Origin of the sequence: Nakamurella endophytica (genome assembly GCF_014646215.1) — a bacterium.
Taxonomy (GTDB): Bacteria; Actinomycetota; Actinomycetes; order Mycobacteriales; family Nakamurellaceae; genus Nakamurella; species Nakamurella endophytica.
Genome location: NZ_BMNA01000005.1, coordinates 204811 through 221280 on the forward strand (window position 1 = coordinate 204811; position 16470 = coordinate 221280).

General features: G+C 74.7%; 16 protein-coding genes. 6 read left to right on the forward strand and 10 right to left on the reverse strand.

All coding sequences use genetic code 11. From position 1 onward, the window contains the following. Positions 1-18: 18 nt before the first annotated feature. Positions 19-1347 carry a Na+/H+ antiporter NhaA gene (nhaA, locus tag IEY37_RS14615; protein ID WP_229674449.1) on the reverse strand — a complete coding sequence of 443 codons (1329 nt, stop codon included), beginning with the start codon at positions 1345-1347 and terminating at the stop codon, positions 19-21. A 198-nt stretch (positions 1348-1545) separates the two neighbouring features. Between nhaA and IEY37_RS14620 the strand changes: the two genes are divergently transcribed. Continuing rightward, positions 1546-3393 carry an MFS transporter gene (locus IEY37_RS14620; RefSeq protein WP_188942792.1) on the forward strand — a complete coding sequence of 616 codons (1848 nt, stop codon included), beginning with the start codon at positions 1546-1548 and terminating at the stop codon, positions 3391-3393. 33 nt (positions 3394-3426) lie between these two features. On the opposite strand, the gene IEY37_RS14625 is transcribed toward IEY37_RS14620, so the two are convergent. From IEY37_RS14625 to IEY37_RS14660, 8 genes are all read right to left on the reverse strand, one after another. Continuing rightward, positions 3427-4503, reverse strand: coding sequence for a DNA topoisomerase IB (locus IEY37_RS14625; protein ID WP_188942793.1), 1077 nt, complete (start codon positions 4501-4503; stop codon positions 3427-3429). 45 nt (positions 4504-4548) lie between these two features. Beyond that, on the reverse strand, positions 4549-5298 hold the full coding sequence (locus IEY37_RS14630; RefSeq protein ID WP_229674450.1) for a VIT1/CCC1 transporter family protein: 750 nt from the start codon (positions 5296-5298) through the stop codon (positions 4549-4551). A gap of 49 nt (positions 5299-5347) precedes the next feature. Then, positions 5348-5749 (reverse strand): pilus assembly protein TadG-related protein, encoded by a 402-nt coding sequence (locus IEY37_RS14635; protein WP_188942795.1) that lies wholly within the window; start codon positions 5747-5749, stop codon positions 5348-5350. Further along, positions 5746-6153 carry a hypothetical protein gene (locus IEY37_RS14640; protein ID WP_188942796.1) on the reverse strand — a complete coding sequence of 136 codons (408 nt, stop codon included), beginning with the start codon at positions 6151-6153 and terminating at the stop codon, positions 5746-5748. Before IEY37_RS14640 ends, IEY37_RS14635 begins: the two co-directional genes overlap by 4 nt. Positions 6154-6236: 83 nt before the next feature. Continuing rightward, the gene (locus IEY37_RS14645; RefSeq protein ID WP_188942798.1) at positions 6237-6587 is read right to left on the reverse strand and encodes a TadE/TadG family type IV pilus assembly protein; all 351 of its coding nucleotides are present in this window, start codon (positions 6585-6587) and stop codon (positions 6237-6239) included. Positions 6588-6625: 38 nt separating this feature from the next. After that, positions 6626-6907: a hypothetical protein gene (locus IEY37_RS14650; protein ID WP_188942800.1), complete on the reverse strand. Its 282-nt coding sequence runs from the start codon at positions 6905-6907 to the stop codon at positions 6626-6628. Next, on the reverse strand, positions 6904-7842 hold the full coding sequence (locus IEY37_RS14655; RefSeq protein WP_188942801.1) for a type II secretion system F family protein: 939 nt from the start codon (positions 7840-7842) through the stop codon (positions 6904-6906). Before IEY37_RS14655 ends, IEY37_RS14650 begins: the two co-directional genes overlap by 4 nt. A gap of 10 nt (positions 7843-7852) precedes the next feature. Next, complete coding sequence (locus tag IEY37_RS14660; RefSeq protein ID WP_188942803.1) at positions 7853-8707, reverse strand: type II secretion system F family protein; 855 nt, start codon at positions 8705-8707, stop codon at positions 7853-7855. Positions 8708-9169: 462 nt separating this feature from the next. Between IEY37_RS14660 and IEY37_RS14665 the strand changes: the two genes are divergently transcribed. The 5 genes from IEY37_RS14665 to IEY37_RS22820 all read left to right on the forward strand — a co-directional run bounded on the left by IEY37_RS14665 (position 9170) and on the right by IEY37_RS22820 (position 13208). Next, entirely contained in the window at positions 9170-11218 is a 2049-nt protein-coding gene (locus IEY37_RS14665) for a serine/threonine-protein kinase (RefSeq protein WP_188942805.1), read from the forward strand. 185 nt (positions 11219-11403) lie between these two features. Then, positions 11404-11538 (forward strand): hypothetical protein, encoded by a 135-nt coding sequence (locus tag IEY37_RS22560; RefSeq protein ID WP_268238013.1) that lies wholly within the window; start codon positions 11404-11406, stop codon positions 11536-11538. Continuing rightward, the gene (locus tag IEY37_RS14670; RefSeq protein ID WP_188942807.1) at positions 11535-12134 is read left to right on the forward strand and encodes a PRC-barrel domain-containing protein; all 600 of its coding nucleotides are present in this window, start codon (positions 11535-11537) and stop codon (positions 12132-12134) included. The genes IEY37_RS22560 and IEY37_RS14670 overlap by 4 nt, the downstream gene beginning before the upstream one ends. Beyond that, positions 12134-12565 (forward strand): PRC-barrel domain-containing protein, encoded by a 432-nt coding sequence (locus IEY37_RS14675; protein ID WP_188942809.1) that lies wholly within the window; start codon positions 12134-12136, stop codon positions 12563-12565. The genes IEY37_RS14670 and IEY37_RS14675 overlap by 1 nt, the downstream gene beginning before the upstream one ends. A gap of 67 nt (positions 12566-12632) precedes the next feature. Continuing rightward, positions 12633-13208 carry a GNAT family N-acetyltransferase gene (locus IEY37_RS22820; protein ID WP_373298349.1) on the forward strand — a complete coding sequence of 192 codons (576 nt, stop codon included), beginning with the start codon at positions 12633-12635 and terminating at the stop codon, positions 13206-13208. Here the strand turns inward: IEY37_RS22820 and IEY37_RS22175 are convergent. Then, positions 13196-16267: a C40 family peptidase gene (locus tag IEY37_RS22175; RefSeq protein WP_229674451.1), complete on the reverse strand. Its 3072-nt coding sequence runs from the start codon at positions 16265-16267 to the stop codon at positions 13196-13198. The two genes, IEY37_RS22820 and IEY37_RS22175, sit on opposite strands and share 13 nt — an antisense overlap. Positions 16268-16470 lie beyond the last annotated feature (203 nt).

Below are 16470 nucleotides of genomic sequence, written 5' to 3' on the forward strand. Positions count from 1 at the left end.
TCCCGGCGGGACCCGGCGTCAGGCCCCGCTACGTGGCCGGTCCGTCGCGAAGACGTCCGGCACGCCGTCCTGGTCGGCGTCCTCGGCCTCCTCCACGGCGAACCGGCGCCAGGTCCGGTTACTGGCGCGCAGGAACACCGAGGCCAGCAGCGCCGCGAGCAACGAGGCGGCCAGCACGCCCACCTTGACCCGGTCGTCCCGCTCGGTCCCGGCCCCGAACGCCAGGTCGCCGATCAGCAACGACACCGTGAAGCCGATCCCGGCGAGCACGGCCACCCCGGCGATGTCCCGCCACCGCAGTCCCTCGGCCAGGGGCATCCGGAAGACCGCGGACGCCAGCGCCGTGCCACCGAGCACGCCGACCGCCTTGCCCAGCACCAGGCCGACGACGATCCCGAGCGCCACCCGGTCCGAGAGCGATGCGGTCAACCCGCTCCAACCGCCGACCGCGACGCCGGCGGCGAAGAAGGCGAAGACCGGCACCGCCACCCCGGCCGACAGCGGGCGGAAGCGGTGCTCGAAATGCTCGGCCAGCCCGGGCCCGGCGTCCGGACCGCCGGCAGACCGGCTGCTCAGCACCGGCACCGCGAAGCCGAGCAGCACGCCGGCGACGGTGGCGTGGATGCCCGAGGCGTGCACGAGCGCCCAGGTCGCGACCGCCAGCGGCAGCAGCACCGCCGGGTTGCGGACCCGGCGCTGGACGGCGACGGTGAACGCCGCCAGCGGCAGCAGCGCCAGCACCAGGTAGAGCGGGTGCAGCTCGGCGGAGTAGAAGAAGGCGATGACCACGATGGCCAGCAGGTCGTCGACCACCGCCAGCGCCAGCAGGAACGTCCGCAACGCCGACGGCAGGTGGGTGCTGATGACCGCCAGCACGGCCAGCGCGAACGCGATGTCGGTGGCCGTCGGGATGGCCCAGCCGGCCAGCGCCCCGTCGTGCGACCCCAGGTTCATCCCGACGTAGATCAACGCCGGGACGGCCATGCCGCCGACGGCGGCGGCCACCGGCACGGCGGCCCGCCGGACGCTGCGCAGGTCGCCGGCGACGAACTCCCGTTTCAGCTCCAGCCCGGCCACGAAGAAGAAGATCGCCAGCAGGCCGTCCGCCGCCCACTGCTCGAGCGAGAGGTCCAGGTGCAGCGCGGAGGGCCCCAGCCGCACCTCGCGCAACCACTGGTAGCTCTCGCCCCACGGCGAGTTGGCCCAGGCCAGCGCCAGCACGGTCGCGGCCAGCAGCAGCACGCCGCCGACGGTCTCCCGGCGCAGGATCGCGGCGATCCGGCCGTACTCGGGCCAGGACCCGCGACCGAACAGCCGGAGCACGGGGAGGTCGGAGGGTGCGGGCACGGGCGGCTCCTGGAGTCGGGCACGGGCGAGTCACGCGCCGACCAGACTTCCCGGCTCACCGGGTCCCAGGGTAGTGCACGCCCTGCAAGCCGGGCGCCGGGGCGGACCGGGCGGTGCGTCGGGCGCCACACCGGGGAGGGGTTCCGTCGCCCGGGCAATTCGTTAGCATCGGCAACCAGTTGCGGAACGGGAGGCGCGATGCACACCACCGGAGTGGACCGGGCGCAGGCACACCGGCGGCGGACCGCGCTGTCGGTCACCACGGTCGGCGTGCTGGCGGCGACCCTGAACTCGTCGATCCTGCTGATCTCCCTGCCGGCGATCTTCGCCGGACTCGGCCTGGATCCCCTGGCACCGGAGAACATCTCCTACCTGCTCTGGATGCTCATGGGCTATCTGCTGGTCACCGCGGTGCTGGTGGTGACCTTCGGCCGGCTCGGCGACCAGTACGGCCGGGCCCGGCTGTTCAACCTCGGCTTCCTGATCTTCACCGTGGCGTCCGTGGCCTGCGCGCTGGTGCCCTCGGGCGGCGCCGCGGGGGCGGTCGAGCTCATCGTGCTGCGGGTGGTCCAAGGCGTCGGCGGAGCCATGGTGACCGCCAACTCCACGGCGATCATCACCGACGCCTTCCCACCGGCCCGGCGCGGCTTCGCGCTGGGCGTCAACCAGGTCGCCGGCCTGGCCGGCTCGTTCCTCGGCCTGGTCATCGGCGGGTTGCTGTCCGAATGGAGCTGGCGGGCGGTCTTCTGGGTCTCGGTGCCGGTGGGCCTCTGGGGCACCTGGATGGGGTACCGGACGCTGCACGACTCGCGCCGGACGGCGACGGCCGCGCGCATCGACTGGTGGGGCAACCTGACCTTCGGTGCGGGACTGGTGGCCCTGCTGGTGGCGATCACCTACGGCCTGCAGCCCTACGGCGGGCACACCATAGGCTGGACCAGCCCGACCGTGCTCACGGGGTTGATCGGCGGAGTGGTGCTGCTGTCCGCCTTCGTCGCGATCGAGCTCCGCGTCACCGACCCGATGGTGGATCTGCGGCTGTTCCGCATCCGGGCCTTCGCCGCGGGCAACCTGGTCAACTTCCTGTCCGCGATGGCCCGCGGCGGGCTGCAGTTCATCCTGATCATCTGGCTGCAGGGCATCTGGCTGCCGCTGCACGGGTACGACTTCGAGCAGACGCCGCTGTGGGCCGGCATCTACATGCTGCCGCTCACCGTGGGCTTCCTGGTCGCCGGTCCGCTGTCCGGGGCGCTGTCGGACCGGTTCGGCGCCCGCCTGTTCGCCACCGGCGGCCTGCTGCTGACCGCGCTGACCTTCGTCGGTCTCATGCTCGTCCCGGCCGACTTCTCCTACCCGGTGTTCGCCGCCCTGCTGGCGCTCAACGGGATCGGTTCCGGCCTGCTGGCGGCGCCGAACTCCGCGGCGATCATGAACGCGGTGCCGGCCGCGCAGCGCGGGGCCGCGTCGGGCGTCCGGGCCACCGGCATGAACGCCGGCATGGTGCTGTCGATGGGCGGATTCTTCACGCTCATGGCGGTGGGCCTGTCCAGCCGCCTGCCGTCCTCGCTGTACGACGGGTTGACCGGCCTCGGCGTGCACCCCGAGGCGGCGACGGCCATCTCCGGGGTGCCGCCGGTCGGCACGCTGTTCGCCGCGTTCCTCGGCGACAACCCGGTCCGGCAGCTGCTGCAGGAGGTCGACCCGGCGCAGCTGCAGGCCGGGGGCGGCGCGGACGTGGCGACGCTGACGGGCCGCACCTTCTTCCCGCACCTGATCTCCGACGCCTTCCACCACGGCCTGGTGGTGGCGTTCACGGCCTCGGTCGTCCTGCTGCTCGTGGCCGTGGTGGCGTCCGCACTGCGCGGCCGGCACTTCGTGCACGCGGACGCGGTGGCGGCCGACGAGCACCCCGGACACGTCGTCGCCGCGATCGGGACCGCCGGCGCCGCGCTCGACGTGCCGAACTCCCCCGACGCCGCCGCGGTCCTCGCGGACGCCACCGCACTGCACGGCGCGGCCGCCCGGCCCGGGGGCCGAGCCGGCTGACGGTGCCGGCCGCCGGCCGGCCGCCGGCCGGCGTCAGGACTGCAGCAGGGTCAGGACCGCCTTCTCCACGGCCGGCACGGCGGCGACCCGGGACAGCACCAGGCCGACCTGTTCGGCGTCCGTCAGGTCCGGCAGGTCCGCGGCCAGCGTGCGCAGCGCCCGAGTGACGGCGGTGGACACGGTCTGGTCCTGCTCGTAGGCGGAGATCACCCGCGGGTCGATGTACGACGACCGCGCCACCGCGGGCGTGTTGCCCAGCAGCTGGGACGTGGCGACCACCGCGGTGCGGACCGCCTTGGCGGTCGCCGTCTTGGACGGCTTGCGCCGCGGGTCACGGGCGGTGGCCAGCTGCGCGAGCGCCACGGAGGCCAGCACCGTCCCGTGCCAGGTGCGGAAGTCCTTGGCGGACATGTTCTCCGACAGCACGTCCTTGAGATAGGCGTTGATGTCGGCGGATCCGATGTGCCGCCAGTGCCGGCCGTCCCGGAACACCAGCAGCTCGTCGCCGCCGCCGCGGCGCAGCCGCATGGTGCCGACCGCGTCGAGCAGCTCCGGGTCCTCGATGCGCTCGATGCGGTGCAGGCCGGACTTGGCGGTGTAGTCGAAGACCAGCTGGTTGCGTTCCCGGCGGACGTGCTCGCGGCGCAGCGTCGCGAGCCCGAAGCTGCCGTTGGTCTCGGCGTACACCTCGCCGCCGATGCGGAAGTGCCCGCGGTCCAGCAGCCGGAACGCGGTGGCCAGGGCGCGTTCTCGCGGCATCCCGGGCAGGGCCAGGTGCTGGTCGACGGTGCGGCGCGCGCTCGGCAGCTGCTTGCCGAAGTCGATGACCCGCTCGAACTTGGCCCGGTGCCGGCTCTCCTGCCAGTACGGGTGGTAGAGGTACTGGCGCCGGCCGGCGGCGTCCGTCCCGACCGCCTGCAGGTGACCGTTCGGGTAGGGCGTGATCCAGACGTCCTGCCAGGCCGGTGGGATGACGAGTCCGTTGATCCGCTCGACGGTCTCGGGGTCGCGGACGGCGGCGCCGGTCCGGTCCAGGTACTGCCAGCCCTTGCCGCGGCGGCGGCGGGTGTATCCGGGCTGGCCGGGGTGCGTTCTGCGCAGTCGTGGCACGCCCGCACTGTTCCCCGTGCCGCGCGCTGCATGCCGCCGCCGGTGTCAGCTCACCGCGGTGCCGAACAGCGAGCCGATCGCATAGGTGACGGCGAGCCCGATGGCTCCTCCGGTGACCACCCGGGCGACGGCGAGCCGTCCCGATGCTCCGCCGATCCGGGCACTGCCGGCTCCGGTCAACGCCAGCGCCAGCAGGACGGCGACCACCGTCACCGGCACCCGCCAGGCCGGGGGTGGCAGGAGGATCGCCAGCAGCGGCAGCAGCGCGCCGAGGGTGAAGGACAGCGCCGACGCGCCCGCCGCCTGCCACGGGTTCGCCAGGTCGTCGGGGTCCAGGTGCAGTTCGGCGTCCAGGTGCGCGGCCAGCGCGTCGTGCTCGGTCAGCTCGGTGGCGACCTGCCGCGCCGTCGCCGGCCGCAGACCCTTGGCCTCGTAGAGCGCGACGAGTTCCTCGAACTCCTCCTCGGGCGTATCCCGCAGCTCCTGCACCTCCAGCGCCAGCAGCGCCCGCTCCGAGTCCCGCTGGCTGCTCACCGAGACGTACTCGCCGAGCGCCATCGACACGGCGCCGGCCACCAGCCCGGCGATACCCGCGGTGAACAGCGGCCCGCGCGCGGTGGTGGCACCGGCCACGCCGACCACCAGCCCGGCGACGGACACGATTCCGTCGTTGGCGCCGAGCACCCCGGCCCGCAGCCAGTTCAGCCGACCCAGGTTGGAGTGCGGCTCGTGCGCCGGCTGCCCGGCCGCTCCGGGCTCGGCGAACTGTCCGGTGGTCTCCTCGCGACTGCTCACGCCGGCCATGCAAGCACGACGGGAGGGCCGTCACCAGCACAGCCTGGGCTCAGCGCGCCTGGTCACGCCACACCGGGGTGCCCGCCGCGGTGACCGTGCGCCGCAGCGTCGGGTGCCCGAACACCACCCCGAAGGCGACGGGGACGTCCGCGGTGCAGGTCACCCGGACGGTGCCGGCGTCGACGCCGACCACCACGCCGACGGTTTCGCCGCGGACCGCCAGGTACCGCTGGGCGGCCGCGACGGCGGCGTCCTCCTGTCCCGCGCCGCCCGTCCGCGGGTCGATGGCGTCGGCGGCGGCCGCGGCGGCGCCGTCGCACAGGTTCTGTGTGCGCTGCCCGCCCAGGAAGGCCGACCCGGCCGCGGTCACGCCGGCCGCCAGCAGCAACAGGCAGGCCAGCATGCCCAGCACCAGCGGGGTGACCGAGCCGCGGTCCCGCCCGTGCCTCACGCCCCCTCCCGCAGCTCGCCCACGTGCACCGTGTAGACGCCGGTCACCGTGTTGGTCCGGCCGGAGATCACGCTCGGCACCCCGGGCAGGGTCAGCACCGCGGTGACGCAGACGTCGTAGACGCTGCCGGCGGCCAGCGACGGCGCGATCTCGTGCTCCGCCGTGCAGGCGGATCCGGCGGCGACGAACCGCACCGTCAGCGCGCTGCCGCCGAGACGCTGGTCGGCAAGGTCGATCTCGGCGACGGCACGCGCTCGCGCGGCCCCGTCCGCGACGGACGCGGCCGAGTCCATGGCCCGGCCGGCGTCCCGCGCCGCCTGGTCCACCGCCAGGGTCACGGCCTGGATGCGCAGCAGCGCCACCAGGATGTAGACCGCCGGGATCAACACCAGCACGGCGAGCACGACGACCTCGACGACCGCCCGGCCGGCGTCCCCGTCGCCCGGGTCCGTGTCCGTGTCCGTGTCCGTGTCCGCGTCCTCGGTGTTTATCTCTCCTCCCGCAGCGAGTGCCCGGTGACGGTGATGTCCGGCAGCACGCCGTCGAGCAGGGCCACCGGGCCGGGAGCCCGCATGGTGCAGGTGACCTCGACGAGCAGCCCGTCCGCCGACCAGCTGCACCGGACGGTGCCGGCAGTGCCGCCGGCCACGCTCCCGGACAGCAGGGCCCTCGCCCGGTCGGCGGCCACCGCGTCCGGGACGTCGGCGTTCGCCGCGTACCGCGCCGCCTGCGCCGCCGCGGAGGTCAGCAGGGTCCGGGCGTAGGCCCACAGCCCGACGGTGACCAGGGCCAGGAACAGCAGCAGGAGCAGGACGGACACCATCGCGAACTCGGCCACCGCCGAGCCGCGGTCGCCGTCCGCGGCCGCCGGGCCGTTCAGCCCCCGGAGCCGGTGACCGTGCGGAAGGCGTTGGTGACGGCGTCCAGCACCTGCTGCTTGAACACCGCGAGCAGGGCGATGACCACGATCGCGGTCATCACCGTGATCATCACCCAGCCCGGGACGTCGCCGCGGTCGGCGGCGCCGGCCGGGCGGCGGGGTGGTGGGCGACGGGTCAGGTCGGCCAGCCGACCGAGCAGCAGCAGGAACAGCCGGCTCACCATGGTGGTCTCCTCGGTCTGGTGGAGCGGGACGGTCGGGAGGGCAGGGCATCTCACCGGGCCACCGTGGTGATGGCGATGAGGCCCGGGTAGAGGGCGAAGAGGATCGTGATCGGCAGGACGAGGAAGACCACCGGCACCATCATGGCGATCTCCTTCTTGCCGCCTGCCTCGAGCAGCCGGCGTTTGCCCAGATCGCGGACGTCGGCGGCCTGGGCGCGCAGGACGTCGGCGAGCGGTGTCCCGCGCTCGACGGCGACGGCCATCCCGTCCAGGAACCGGGCCAGCGGCTCGAGCCGGGTGCGGTCGCGCAGCGCGGTCAGGGCCGCGAGCAGCGGTGTGCCGGCACGGGTGTCGGCGAGGATGGACGCCAACTGGTCGACCAGGTGACCGCGGGCCAGCCGCGAGATGCGGTCGATGGCGCCGACGGGTCCCTCCCCGGCGGTGACGGCCAGCGCCAGCATCTCCGCCACGACCGGGAACTCGCTCAGCACGTCGGCGTCCCGGCGGGCGGCGGCCTGCGACAGCCACCAGTCCCGGCCGAGCACCCCGCCGGCGGTGCAGGCCAGCACCAGCAGCGCGACCACGACGGGATTGCTCTGACCGAACAGCACGGCGAGCAGCCCCAGGCCGAGCCCGGTGGCCGCGCCGGCGGCGCCCCACACCACCTGCTCGGCACGGAACTGCTCGACGGTCATCGGCGAGTCGAGGGTCTGCAGCCGGCGCCGCACCGACGCCTGGCCGCCGACCAGCCGGTCGAGGAAGCGCACCGCGTCCCGCACGGCCGGGGCGGTCAGCCGGGCCAGCGCCCCGCCGCGTCCCGCCTCGGCGTCCGCGGCCAGCAGCCGGGACGGGGCCGAGGTGTCCCCCAGGTACGGCGCGACCCGGTCGCCGAGCGAGAGCCGGCGCAGCGGCGGGGCGGCCAGCACGGCCAGCAGCACGCCGGCCGCGGCGACCGCCCCGAGCAGGCCGCCGACGACGGCGAGGTTCACCGGACACCGCTCACCGCAGCACCCGCCGGTCCTCGGGCAGCCGGCCGATCCGGACCATCAGCCGGTAGGCGGCCACCGACAGCACCGCGCCGACCACGAGGATCGAGGTGCCGGTGGGGGTGTCGTACGCGGACAGGGTCTCCCGCTGGGTGGCCAGCAGGACCAGCACCAACCACGGTGCGGCCACCGCCATCCGGGCGGCGTTGACCGACCAGGACTGCCGGGCCAGCAGTTCCGCACGGGTCCTGGCGTCCTCCCGCAGGAACGCGGACAGCGTCGTCAGCAGCCGGCCCAGGTCGGTGCCGCCCACCTCGCGGGCCACCCGCAGCGACTCGCACACCCGGTCGCCCACCGGGTCGGCCAGCGCATCCTTGAGCCGGTCCAGGCACAGGTCGAACCGTCCGGTGACCCGATAGTCCGTGCCGAACTGGGCGAAAGCGGCGCGCAGCTGCTGCGGCCCGCGCACCCCGACCGCCGCCAGCGCCTCGGGCAGCGACAGCCCGGCGCGGACGCCGGAGGTCAGGTTGTCCACGACCTCCGGCCACAGCTCCCGCAGGTCCGACTGGCGCCGGCGCCGCAGCCGGGACACCAGCAGCCGCGGACCGGCGGCGGCGAACAGGCCGAAGATCACGGACACCGACACGGACACCGTGACCACCAGGGCCGCCACGGCGACCAGGACACCGGCCAGCACCTGCAGCACCACCAGCTGCCGCGGGGACACGCCGGACAGCCCGGCCTGGGCCAGCTCCTCGCGCATCCGCTCCGTGCGGGCGCGTGGCCGCGGTGCGCGGGGCCGGCGCGTGCACCCGTGCCACAGGAGCAGCAGGCCGACTCCGGCCAGGGCACCGACGAACGCCCCCATCGCCACCCCTCCGTGGTCCCCGCCTGCACGACCTGGGCACCTTAAACAGCAGGTCAGTGCCCGGGACAGGGGTCGGCCGGGACCTGTGGACAACTCCGCGCCTGCCTGCGTCCACCGGTGGTGGCAGCTCCGGCGCCGGTCCGACGACGGCGCCGGCCGCCACCGCCCGGTCGGGTCATCCGGCGGATCGGCGCTCCGCACCGGTCGGCCCGGAAACCGACGGGCCGACCGCGAACGGCCCGAACCGGTGATTTCTCCCCGCACCCGCCTCGAGGGGTCCGTCCACGGTCGTGGCGAGCGGCCGTGGGTACGAAAAGGCCGTGGGTACCGGACGGGTGCCCCGCAGCGTGGTTAGGGTCGGTGGCTGCCACCGGCGGCATCCGGTCGCCGGAAGGCGGCACGGACCACGGCACGGACGACGGCACGGACCACACGGGCAGGCACGGGCGGAGCGGAGGTGCGGTGACGACACCGGGCACGCTGCTCGCCGGGCGCTACCTGCTGGGCCGGCTGCTCGCCGCCGGCGGCATGGGATCGGTGTGGGAGGCCTGGGACCAGCTGCTGCTGCGCCCGGTGGCGGTCAAACAGCTGCGCATCCAGCCGGGTCTGAGCCCGGAGGACGCCCGGCTCGCGGAGGACCGGGTCATCCGCGAGGCGCGGCTGACCGCCCGGCTGCAGCACCCCTACGCGGTGACTCTCTACGACGTCGTCGACCACGACGGCCGGCCCTGCCTGGTCATGCAGCTGGTGCCGTCGACGAACCTGGCCGCGGTGCTGCGCGAGCGCGGCCCGCTCGACCCGGCGCCGGCCGCACGCATGGGCACCCAGGTGGCGTCCGCGCTGTCGGCCGCGCACCGCGTCGGCGTGGTGCACCGGGACGTCAAGCCGGGCAACGTGCTGATCACCGCCGACGGCACCGCGATGATCACCGACTTCGGCATCGCCCACGCCATCGGCGACGTCACGCTGACCTCGACCGGCCTGCTCACCGGGACGCCCGCCTACCTGGCGCCGGAGGTGGCCCGCGGCGGCGAGGCCTCCTTCGCGTCCGACGTCTTCTCGCTGGGCGCGACGCTGTGGGCGGCGCTGGAGGGGTCGCCGCCGTTCGGCGAGGACGACAACCCGCTGGCGCTGCTGCACCGGGTGGCGTCCGGCGCGGTGCCGCCGCCGGGGCGGGTCACCCCGTGGACGCCTTTGCTGCTGCGCATGCTGGCCGCCGATCCGGCCGCCCGCCCGCCGATGCCCGAGGTGGAGCGGGCCTTGGCCGACGCTGCCGCCCGGCCGGCGCCGTCCCCCCGGGCTCCTGCCGCGGTCCCCGTACCGACCGCCGTGGATCTCTCCGTCCGGCCGCCCACCTCGCGCCCGCCGGCCACCTCCGCACCCCCGCCGGCTCCACGCACGCCGACCCCGGCCTCGCGCACTCCGGCTCCGAGCGCCGCGCCGTCCCCGCGCACCTCGGCCCCAGGCCTGGCAGGGAGCGCGGACGCCCCGCCAGGGGTCCCCGCCAGCCGGCCCGTGCCCGCGGCCGCGCCGGCGGGAGACCCACGACGCCGGCGGCTGCTGGCGGTGCTGCTGGCTGCCGTCCTGGTGGTGGCCGCCGTCGTCACCGCCGTGCTGGTCCGCAGCACCGGCGGCGACCCCGGCGACCCGGTCGCCGGGCGGACCTCCGGCGCCTCCACCTCCGCGACCGGCTCCTCCGGCAGCGGCCGCACGCCGGCCCGGTCGTCGTCGACGGTCACCGCGGGCGGGGCGCCGGCGAGCAGGCGGTCGACATCCTCGACGGCGGCCGCCACGTCCACACCACCCAGCACGGCCACCAGGTCGACCGGGGCCACCGGGGCCACCGGGGCCACCGGGGCCACCGGCTTCCGCCGGTCGACCGGCACCGCGGCCGCGCCGCCCACCGCACCCGCCGACGACACCACGGCCGACCCGACCACCGGCTCGGTCACCACCCGCGCCACCCCGCGCACCACCGAGGTCGCCACCACCCCGACCACTGCCCGGGGTGACAGCGGCGAGGGCGGGACGGGTGGGGGCGACAGTGGCGGTGGTGACAGCGGCGGTGGTGACAGCGGCCAGGGCGACGACCGAACGACCGGGACGTCCACCCCGGGTGCCGGGACGGGCGGGGGCGACGACGGCACCAGCCGGCAGCAGCCGGGCGACTCCGGAGCGGGCGACGACGGGGCGGCGCCGACCGCGGCACAGCTGGCGTCGGCCCTGACCGACTACTACGCGCTGCTCCCCGGGGACACCGACGAGGGCTGGAAGCGGTTGACCCCTCGCTTCCAGGCCGACATCGCCCACGGCCGCGCCGCCTACCAACGGTTCTGGGACGGCATCGACAGCGTCCGCGCCACCGGCGCCCAGGGCTCGGCGCCGGGCACCGTCGAGGCCACCATCACCTACCAGTTCGCCGACGGCCGGACCGCCGTGGAACGGACCCGGTACTCGATGGTCCGCGAGGACGGCATCCTCAAGATCGACGACTCGGCGGTGGTCGGCTGAGGCAGGCCGGCACCGCCGGCAGCAGCGCCGCCGGCAGCGGTTTACGCTGTAGACACCCAGCGGCCCGCGGTCCGTCGGCCTAGGCTCCTGCTTGATCGCGACGGCCGCGGGGCACCACAGCAGCTGGACGGCCGAACGCACCGCGCCGCAGGCAGCACCCATCGTGCGAGAGCGAGGGAGTCGACATGGACTGGTGGGTCTGGCTGATCATCGTGGTGGTGGTGATCGCCATCCTGGTGGGCGGCTTCATCGCACTGCAGGCGCGCCGCCGCGCCGGCGGAGTGATCATCGCCGACGGCCGCAAGCGGCGGGACCGGTGAGCACCCTGCTGCGGGCCAGCGACCTGGCCAAGAAGCCCGTCGTCACGTTCGGCGGCGAGGACGTGGCGCAGATCAAGGACATCGTCTACGGCGCCAACGGTGGCCGGGTGGAGGCGTTCACCCTCGCCGGCCGCGGCCTGTTCGCCGGTCCCCTGAAGACCGCGCTGCCCTGGCCCGCGGTCGTCGGGCTCGGGCCGGACGCCGTGATCGTCGAGTCCGAGGCGGTGTTCGTGCCCCGCGACGAGGTGCTGGCGTCCGCCGCGGCCAGCTCGGGCGGCGCGGGCGTCGGCGACGTCCTCGGCTCCGAGGTGCTGACCGACCAGGGGACGGCCCTGGGCCGGGTGCGCGACGTGGTCATCGGGATCCTGCCGGGCGAGCAGGCCGAGGCCGACGTCGTGGGCTACGAGATCGATCCCGCCGAGACCCTGAACCGCGGCCAGCAGACCCTGCTCATCCCGCTGCCGGACACCATCTCCGCGTCCGGTACCCACCTGATGGTGCCGGCCTCGGCGACGCAGTTCCTGACCGACAACATGGAGGGCTTCGGCAACGCCGTGGACGCCTTCCGCCGGCAGCTGCACGAGGGAGCCGTCTGATGCTGTTCACCGAGGGTCGTGGCCGCAAGGTGGTGTCCACCTCGTCCGCCCGGCAGCTGGGGCTGGTCGACGGCTACGTCGTCGACTTCTCCGAGCAGCGCGTCGTCGCGCTGGCTCTGAGCAGAACCGAGGGCAAGGCCCGCTACTTGCGCTGGTCGGACATCACCGCCTTCGGCGTCGACGCGGTCACCGTCCCCGCGGACGACGTGCTGCTGGACAGCGACCCGGTGCTCGACGACCTGCACAACAAGCACCACGCCATCCTCGGCAAGCGGGTGCTGACCACCCACGGCGTCGAGGTCGGCACCGCGCAGGACGTGGACCTCGACCCCGCCACCGGCCGCCTCACCGCCCTGCTGACCCCGGCCGACCAGATCCCGGGCGACCGGGTGCTCGGCGCCGGGTCCTACGCCGTCGTCGTCCGGGGCTGACACGCCCGAGTCGCTGCACGTCGACATCCGACCGGAGCGGCCCGGTGACCGGTCGGCCGTGCGCGCCGTGGTCGCCGCGGCGTTCGGCGGCCCGCCGGTCGCGGATCTGGTCGACGCCCTGCGGGACGACACCGCCTGGCGCGAGCTGTCGTTCGTCGCCGTGACCGCCGACAAGCGGGTCGTCGGGCACCTGCTGTTCACGACGTCGGTGCTGTCGGACGGGGACGGTCCGGCGGTCGAGCTGCTGCAGCTGAGCCCGCTGGCCGTGCAGCCCGACGTGCAGCGTCGCGGCGTCGGGTCCGCGCTGGTCCGGTACGGGCTGGCGGTCACCGACGCCCGCCCGGAACCGGCAGTCATAGGGGCGACCCCCGCTACTACGGACGCTGGGGCTTCGTCGAGGCCGAGCCGGTGGGAGTGCTGCGGCCGCGCGACGCCATCCCCACCTGGGCGTTCCAGATCCGGCGGCGCCCCGGAGCCCCGGCGGTCCGCGGCCGGTTGGCGTATGCGGCGCCCTTCGACACCCTCACCTAGCCGGCCCGGGCGAGCGCGACCGCACCGTCGGGGAGGACGGCGACGGGCCCGCCGGCAGCTGCCGGCGGGCCCGTCGAGGTCAGGTCCGGAGGGAGCCGATCAGCTCCAGTAGCGGTGCAGCACCGAGTCGACCGGCACCCCGCCGTTGCTGTAGTACACCGGCCGGATCTGGACGAACATCCCGACGGTCGGCGCCTCCAGCAGGTACGGCGTGCCGTCGATGACACCCAGGTACACGGCCACATGGCCGTTGTAGCCGATGATGTCGCCCGGCCGGCCCTGCGACCACGGGACCGAGGTGCCGGCGGCCCGCTGCGCCCCGGAGTAGCCCGGGATCTGGTAGCCGGCCTGCTTGAGGACGTAGCCGGTCAGGCCCGAGCAGTCGAACCCGACGATGCCCTGGCAGGAGTTCAGCTCTCCCCCGGCCCGGGCGCAGCCCTGGTCGGCGCCGCCGCCGTTGGTGCCGCCGCCGTACACGTACGGCAGGCCGATGGCCGCGAAGCCGGCGGCCAGGCCCTTGGCGACCGCCGCGCTCGGGGCGACGATCTGCTTGCCGGCCACGGCAGGCGCCACGTGCGCGATCGACGGGATGGTGACCGTCACGCCGTTCAGCGGGATGTCCGCCGAGGCACCGCCGCCGGTCGAGCCGAAGTACTTCTGGAACAGGAAGAAGAAGTTGCGGTTGCCGTAGGTGCTGCACTTGTCCCCGACGCCCGGGTAGGCGGCGAGCGACGCGGCGTTCGGCTGGTAGGGCGTGTAGTTGTACAGCGAGGCAGTGGCCTGGTTGCGGATGTAGACGGGGGCACCGCCACAGCCGGACTCGACGACGTTCCACAGGATGGTGGCCGTCTGGCCGGCGTGGAAGTTGTACTTGCCCGGGTCGACGCGGTACCGCGCCCACTGGCGGGCCATGCCCTTGGTCTGGTTGAACAGGCCCGCGTAGGCCGGGTCGCAGTTGGCCGTGCCGCCGGGTCCGGTGTCCGGGCAGTGCCAGCCGTAGGCCGCGGCGTAGGACGCCGCGCTGACGTCCGTCCGGGTCAGCAACGCCGACTCCTTCTGCAGCGTGACCAGCATGACCTGCGGGTTGATCTTGCAGGCCACCGACAGCTTGGCCAGCACGGCGCCGAACGTCTCGTTGGTGCCGCCGGTGTAGGCCGCGCAGTAGGCGTCCGCCGGGGTGTTCGGCGTGGTCAGCCGGACGTTCTTCAGGCAGTAGCTCGAGGTGCAGGCAGCGCCCTGGGTGGTGACGAACTGGTCCACCTGGGTCCGGGTCATCGCCGTCGCGTTGTAGAACACCGCGTCGGAGATGATGTTGCCCGGGTCGAACGTGGTGGAGCCGGTGCCGGTGCCGCTGCAGTCCGAGGACGTCGGCGGTGTGGCGGTGCCGCCCGAGGTGCCGCCGTCGTTCGTCGACTGCGGGGTCGACGAGCTGCCGCCGGACCCGGCTGCGGGTGCGTCCCGGCCAACCTTGGGGTCGTCGGTGGTGCCGCTGGGGACCGGAGCCGCCGGAGTGTCGACGACGGCGGGGTCCGGCTTGGTGTCGTCACCCTTGGTCGCCGGCGGCGCCGGCACGGGCTTCGGCGCGACGGGCGCTGCGGTCGTGGTGGCGGGGGCCGCCGTGACCGGGGCCGCGGGGCGGGTCACGGTCGTGGTCGCAGCCGCCTTCGTCGTGCTGGACGGCGTGCTGGTCGACGACTTCGTCGTGGCCGGCGCCGAGGTGGCAGCGCTGGTCCGGGCGGTCGTGGTGGCCGGAGTGGTCGCCGGAGCCGACGTCGTGGCCGGTGCCGACGTGGTCGCCGGAGCCGACGTGGTCGCCGGAGCCGACGTCGTGGCCGGAGCCGACGTCGTCGCCGGAGCCGACGTGGTCGCCGGAGCCGACGTGGTCGCCGGGGCCGACGTGGTCGCCGGAGCCGACGTCGTGGCCGGGGCCGTGGTCGACGGAGCCGATGTGGTCGCCGGAGCCGACGTGGTCGCCGGAGCGGACGTCGTGGCCGCAGCCGTGGTCGTCGCCGGAGCTGTGGTCGTCCCGGTGGTGGTCGGGGCGGCCGCGGTGGCCGTCGACGTCGTCGAGGCGGCGCCGGTGACCGTGAGGACCGTGGCGATGCCGTTGGAGGTGACCGTGGTGACGGTCGTGCCGGTCACCGTGGTGGCGCTGGTCGTCGCGGTGGTGGTGGCCGTCGCCGGAGCGGTGTCGGTTGTGGTGGCGCCGGAGGTGGCCGGCGCGGCGGCCGGGGCCGTCACCGCCACGGGCGCCGCGTACAGGGCCGGGACGATGGCCGCGCCTACCCGGGGCGACAGCTGCGCCGCCGGGACCGCCTGGGCGGCGGCCACGGACGCGGTGTCGGTGACGCCCGCGGACGTGCCGGCACCGGCCAGCCCGCCGGTCCCGGCCATCGGCGTCGAGGCGAAAGCGGCCTCGGCCATGCCGGCGGTCAGGATGGAACCGGCCAGCAGGTCCGTGACGGCGGAACCCGCGGTGCGGGCGGTGGCGGCCGAGGCCGCGGTGACCGAGCGCGCCGAGGCGCCGTTCGCGGCGGCGGTGCCGACCCGGATCACCGGGTTCAGGACGTTGCTCAGGGCCTCGGAGACGCCGAACCACTGCAGGACGTTCCGGCCGACGCCGCTCTGCTGGACGACCTCGCCGACCTCCCAGTCGGCCCGGGCGTCGGTGTCGTACCCGGGGACCCGGGCGACGAGCTGCTCGAAGAACATCCGCGCGGCGCCGTCCGCGGTGCGGCGGTCGTGGTTCAGGTACAGACCGCTGGCCTGATCGGCTTTCTGCTGGAACAGCCCGACGTAGTCGGCGCGGACGGCGGCCGGGTTGAGCGACGACTCCTGCAGCGCGACGGCCAGGGCGATCCGCACCCCCCGCCGGGTGATCTTCATCGAGCGGCCGACCAGCACCACGGTTCGCGCGGCGGCAACCTGCGCCAGGCTCAGGGGAACGCCGTCGAAGGTGCCGGGCGTGGCGGCGGGGACGGCGCCGAGCGAGTCACCCGTCGTCATCGGCGTGGCAGCGGTGAAGCAGTCGGCGAGCGAGGGCGCCGGCGCCACGGTGGCCACGGTGGCCACAGCCGGTGACGACACGGCCGTCGCGGTGGGCAGTGCGGCGGCCGCGGCGGACGCGGCCTCGGACAGCCCCATCGCTGCGACGGCACCCACGATGATCATCGACCGCACCCCGGCCGGCCACCGCCGACGCGGCGGCAGCCCCGGGCTCGACACCGATCGACGCGTCACGCCAGACTTCATTCCCACCCGTGGCCCTGATCTTCTTGATCGACAGAGAGACGAACCCCGACGTGGGCATTTCCAAGCGGACCGTCACCGAGGAGTTTATGGGTCCGTGATGCTCCGGACCAGGCATTCCACTC

What these genes read in the sequence shown, in the direction of transcription:
- IEY37_RS14675 (WP_188942809.1), top strand. Translation starts at nt 12,134, where the DNA reads ATGCTGTTCACCGAGGGTCGTGGCCGCAAGGTGGTGTCCACCTCGTCC.
- IEY37_RS14620 (WP_188942792.1), top strand. Translation starts at nt 1,546, where the DNA reads ATGCACACCACCGGAGTGGACCGGGCGCAGGCACACCGGCGGCGGACC.
- IEY37_RS22175 (WP_229674451.1), bottom strand. Translation starts at nt 16,267, where the DNA reads ATGATCATCGTGGGTGCCGTCGCAGCGATGGGGCTGTCCGAGGCCGCG.
- IEY37_RS22560 (WP_268238013.1), top strand. Translation starts at nt 11,404, where the DNA reads ATGGACTGGTGGGTCTGGCTGATCATCGTGGTGGTGGTGATCGCCATC.
- IEY37_RS14660 (WP_188942803.1), bottom strand. Translation starts at nt 8,707, where the DNA reads ATGGGGGCGTTCGTCGGTGCCCTGGCCGGAGTCGGCCTGCTGCTCCTG.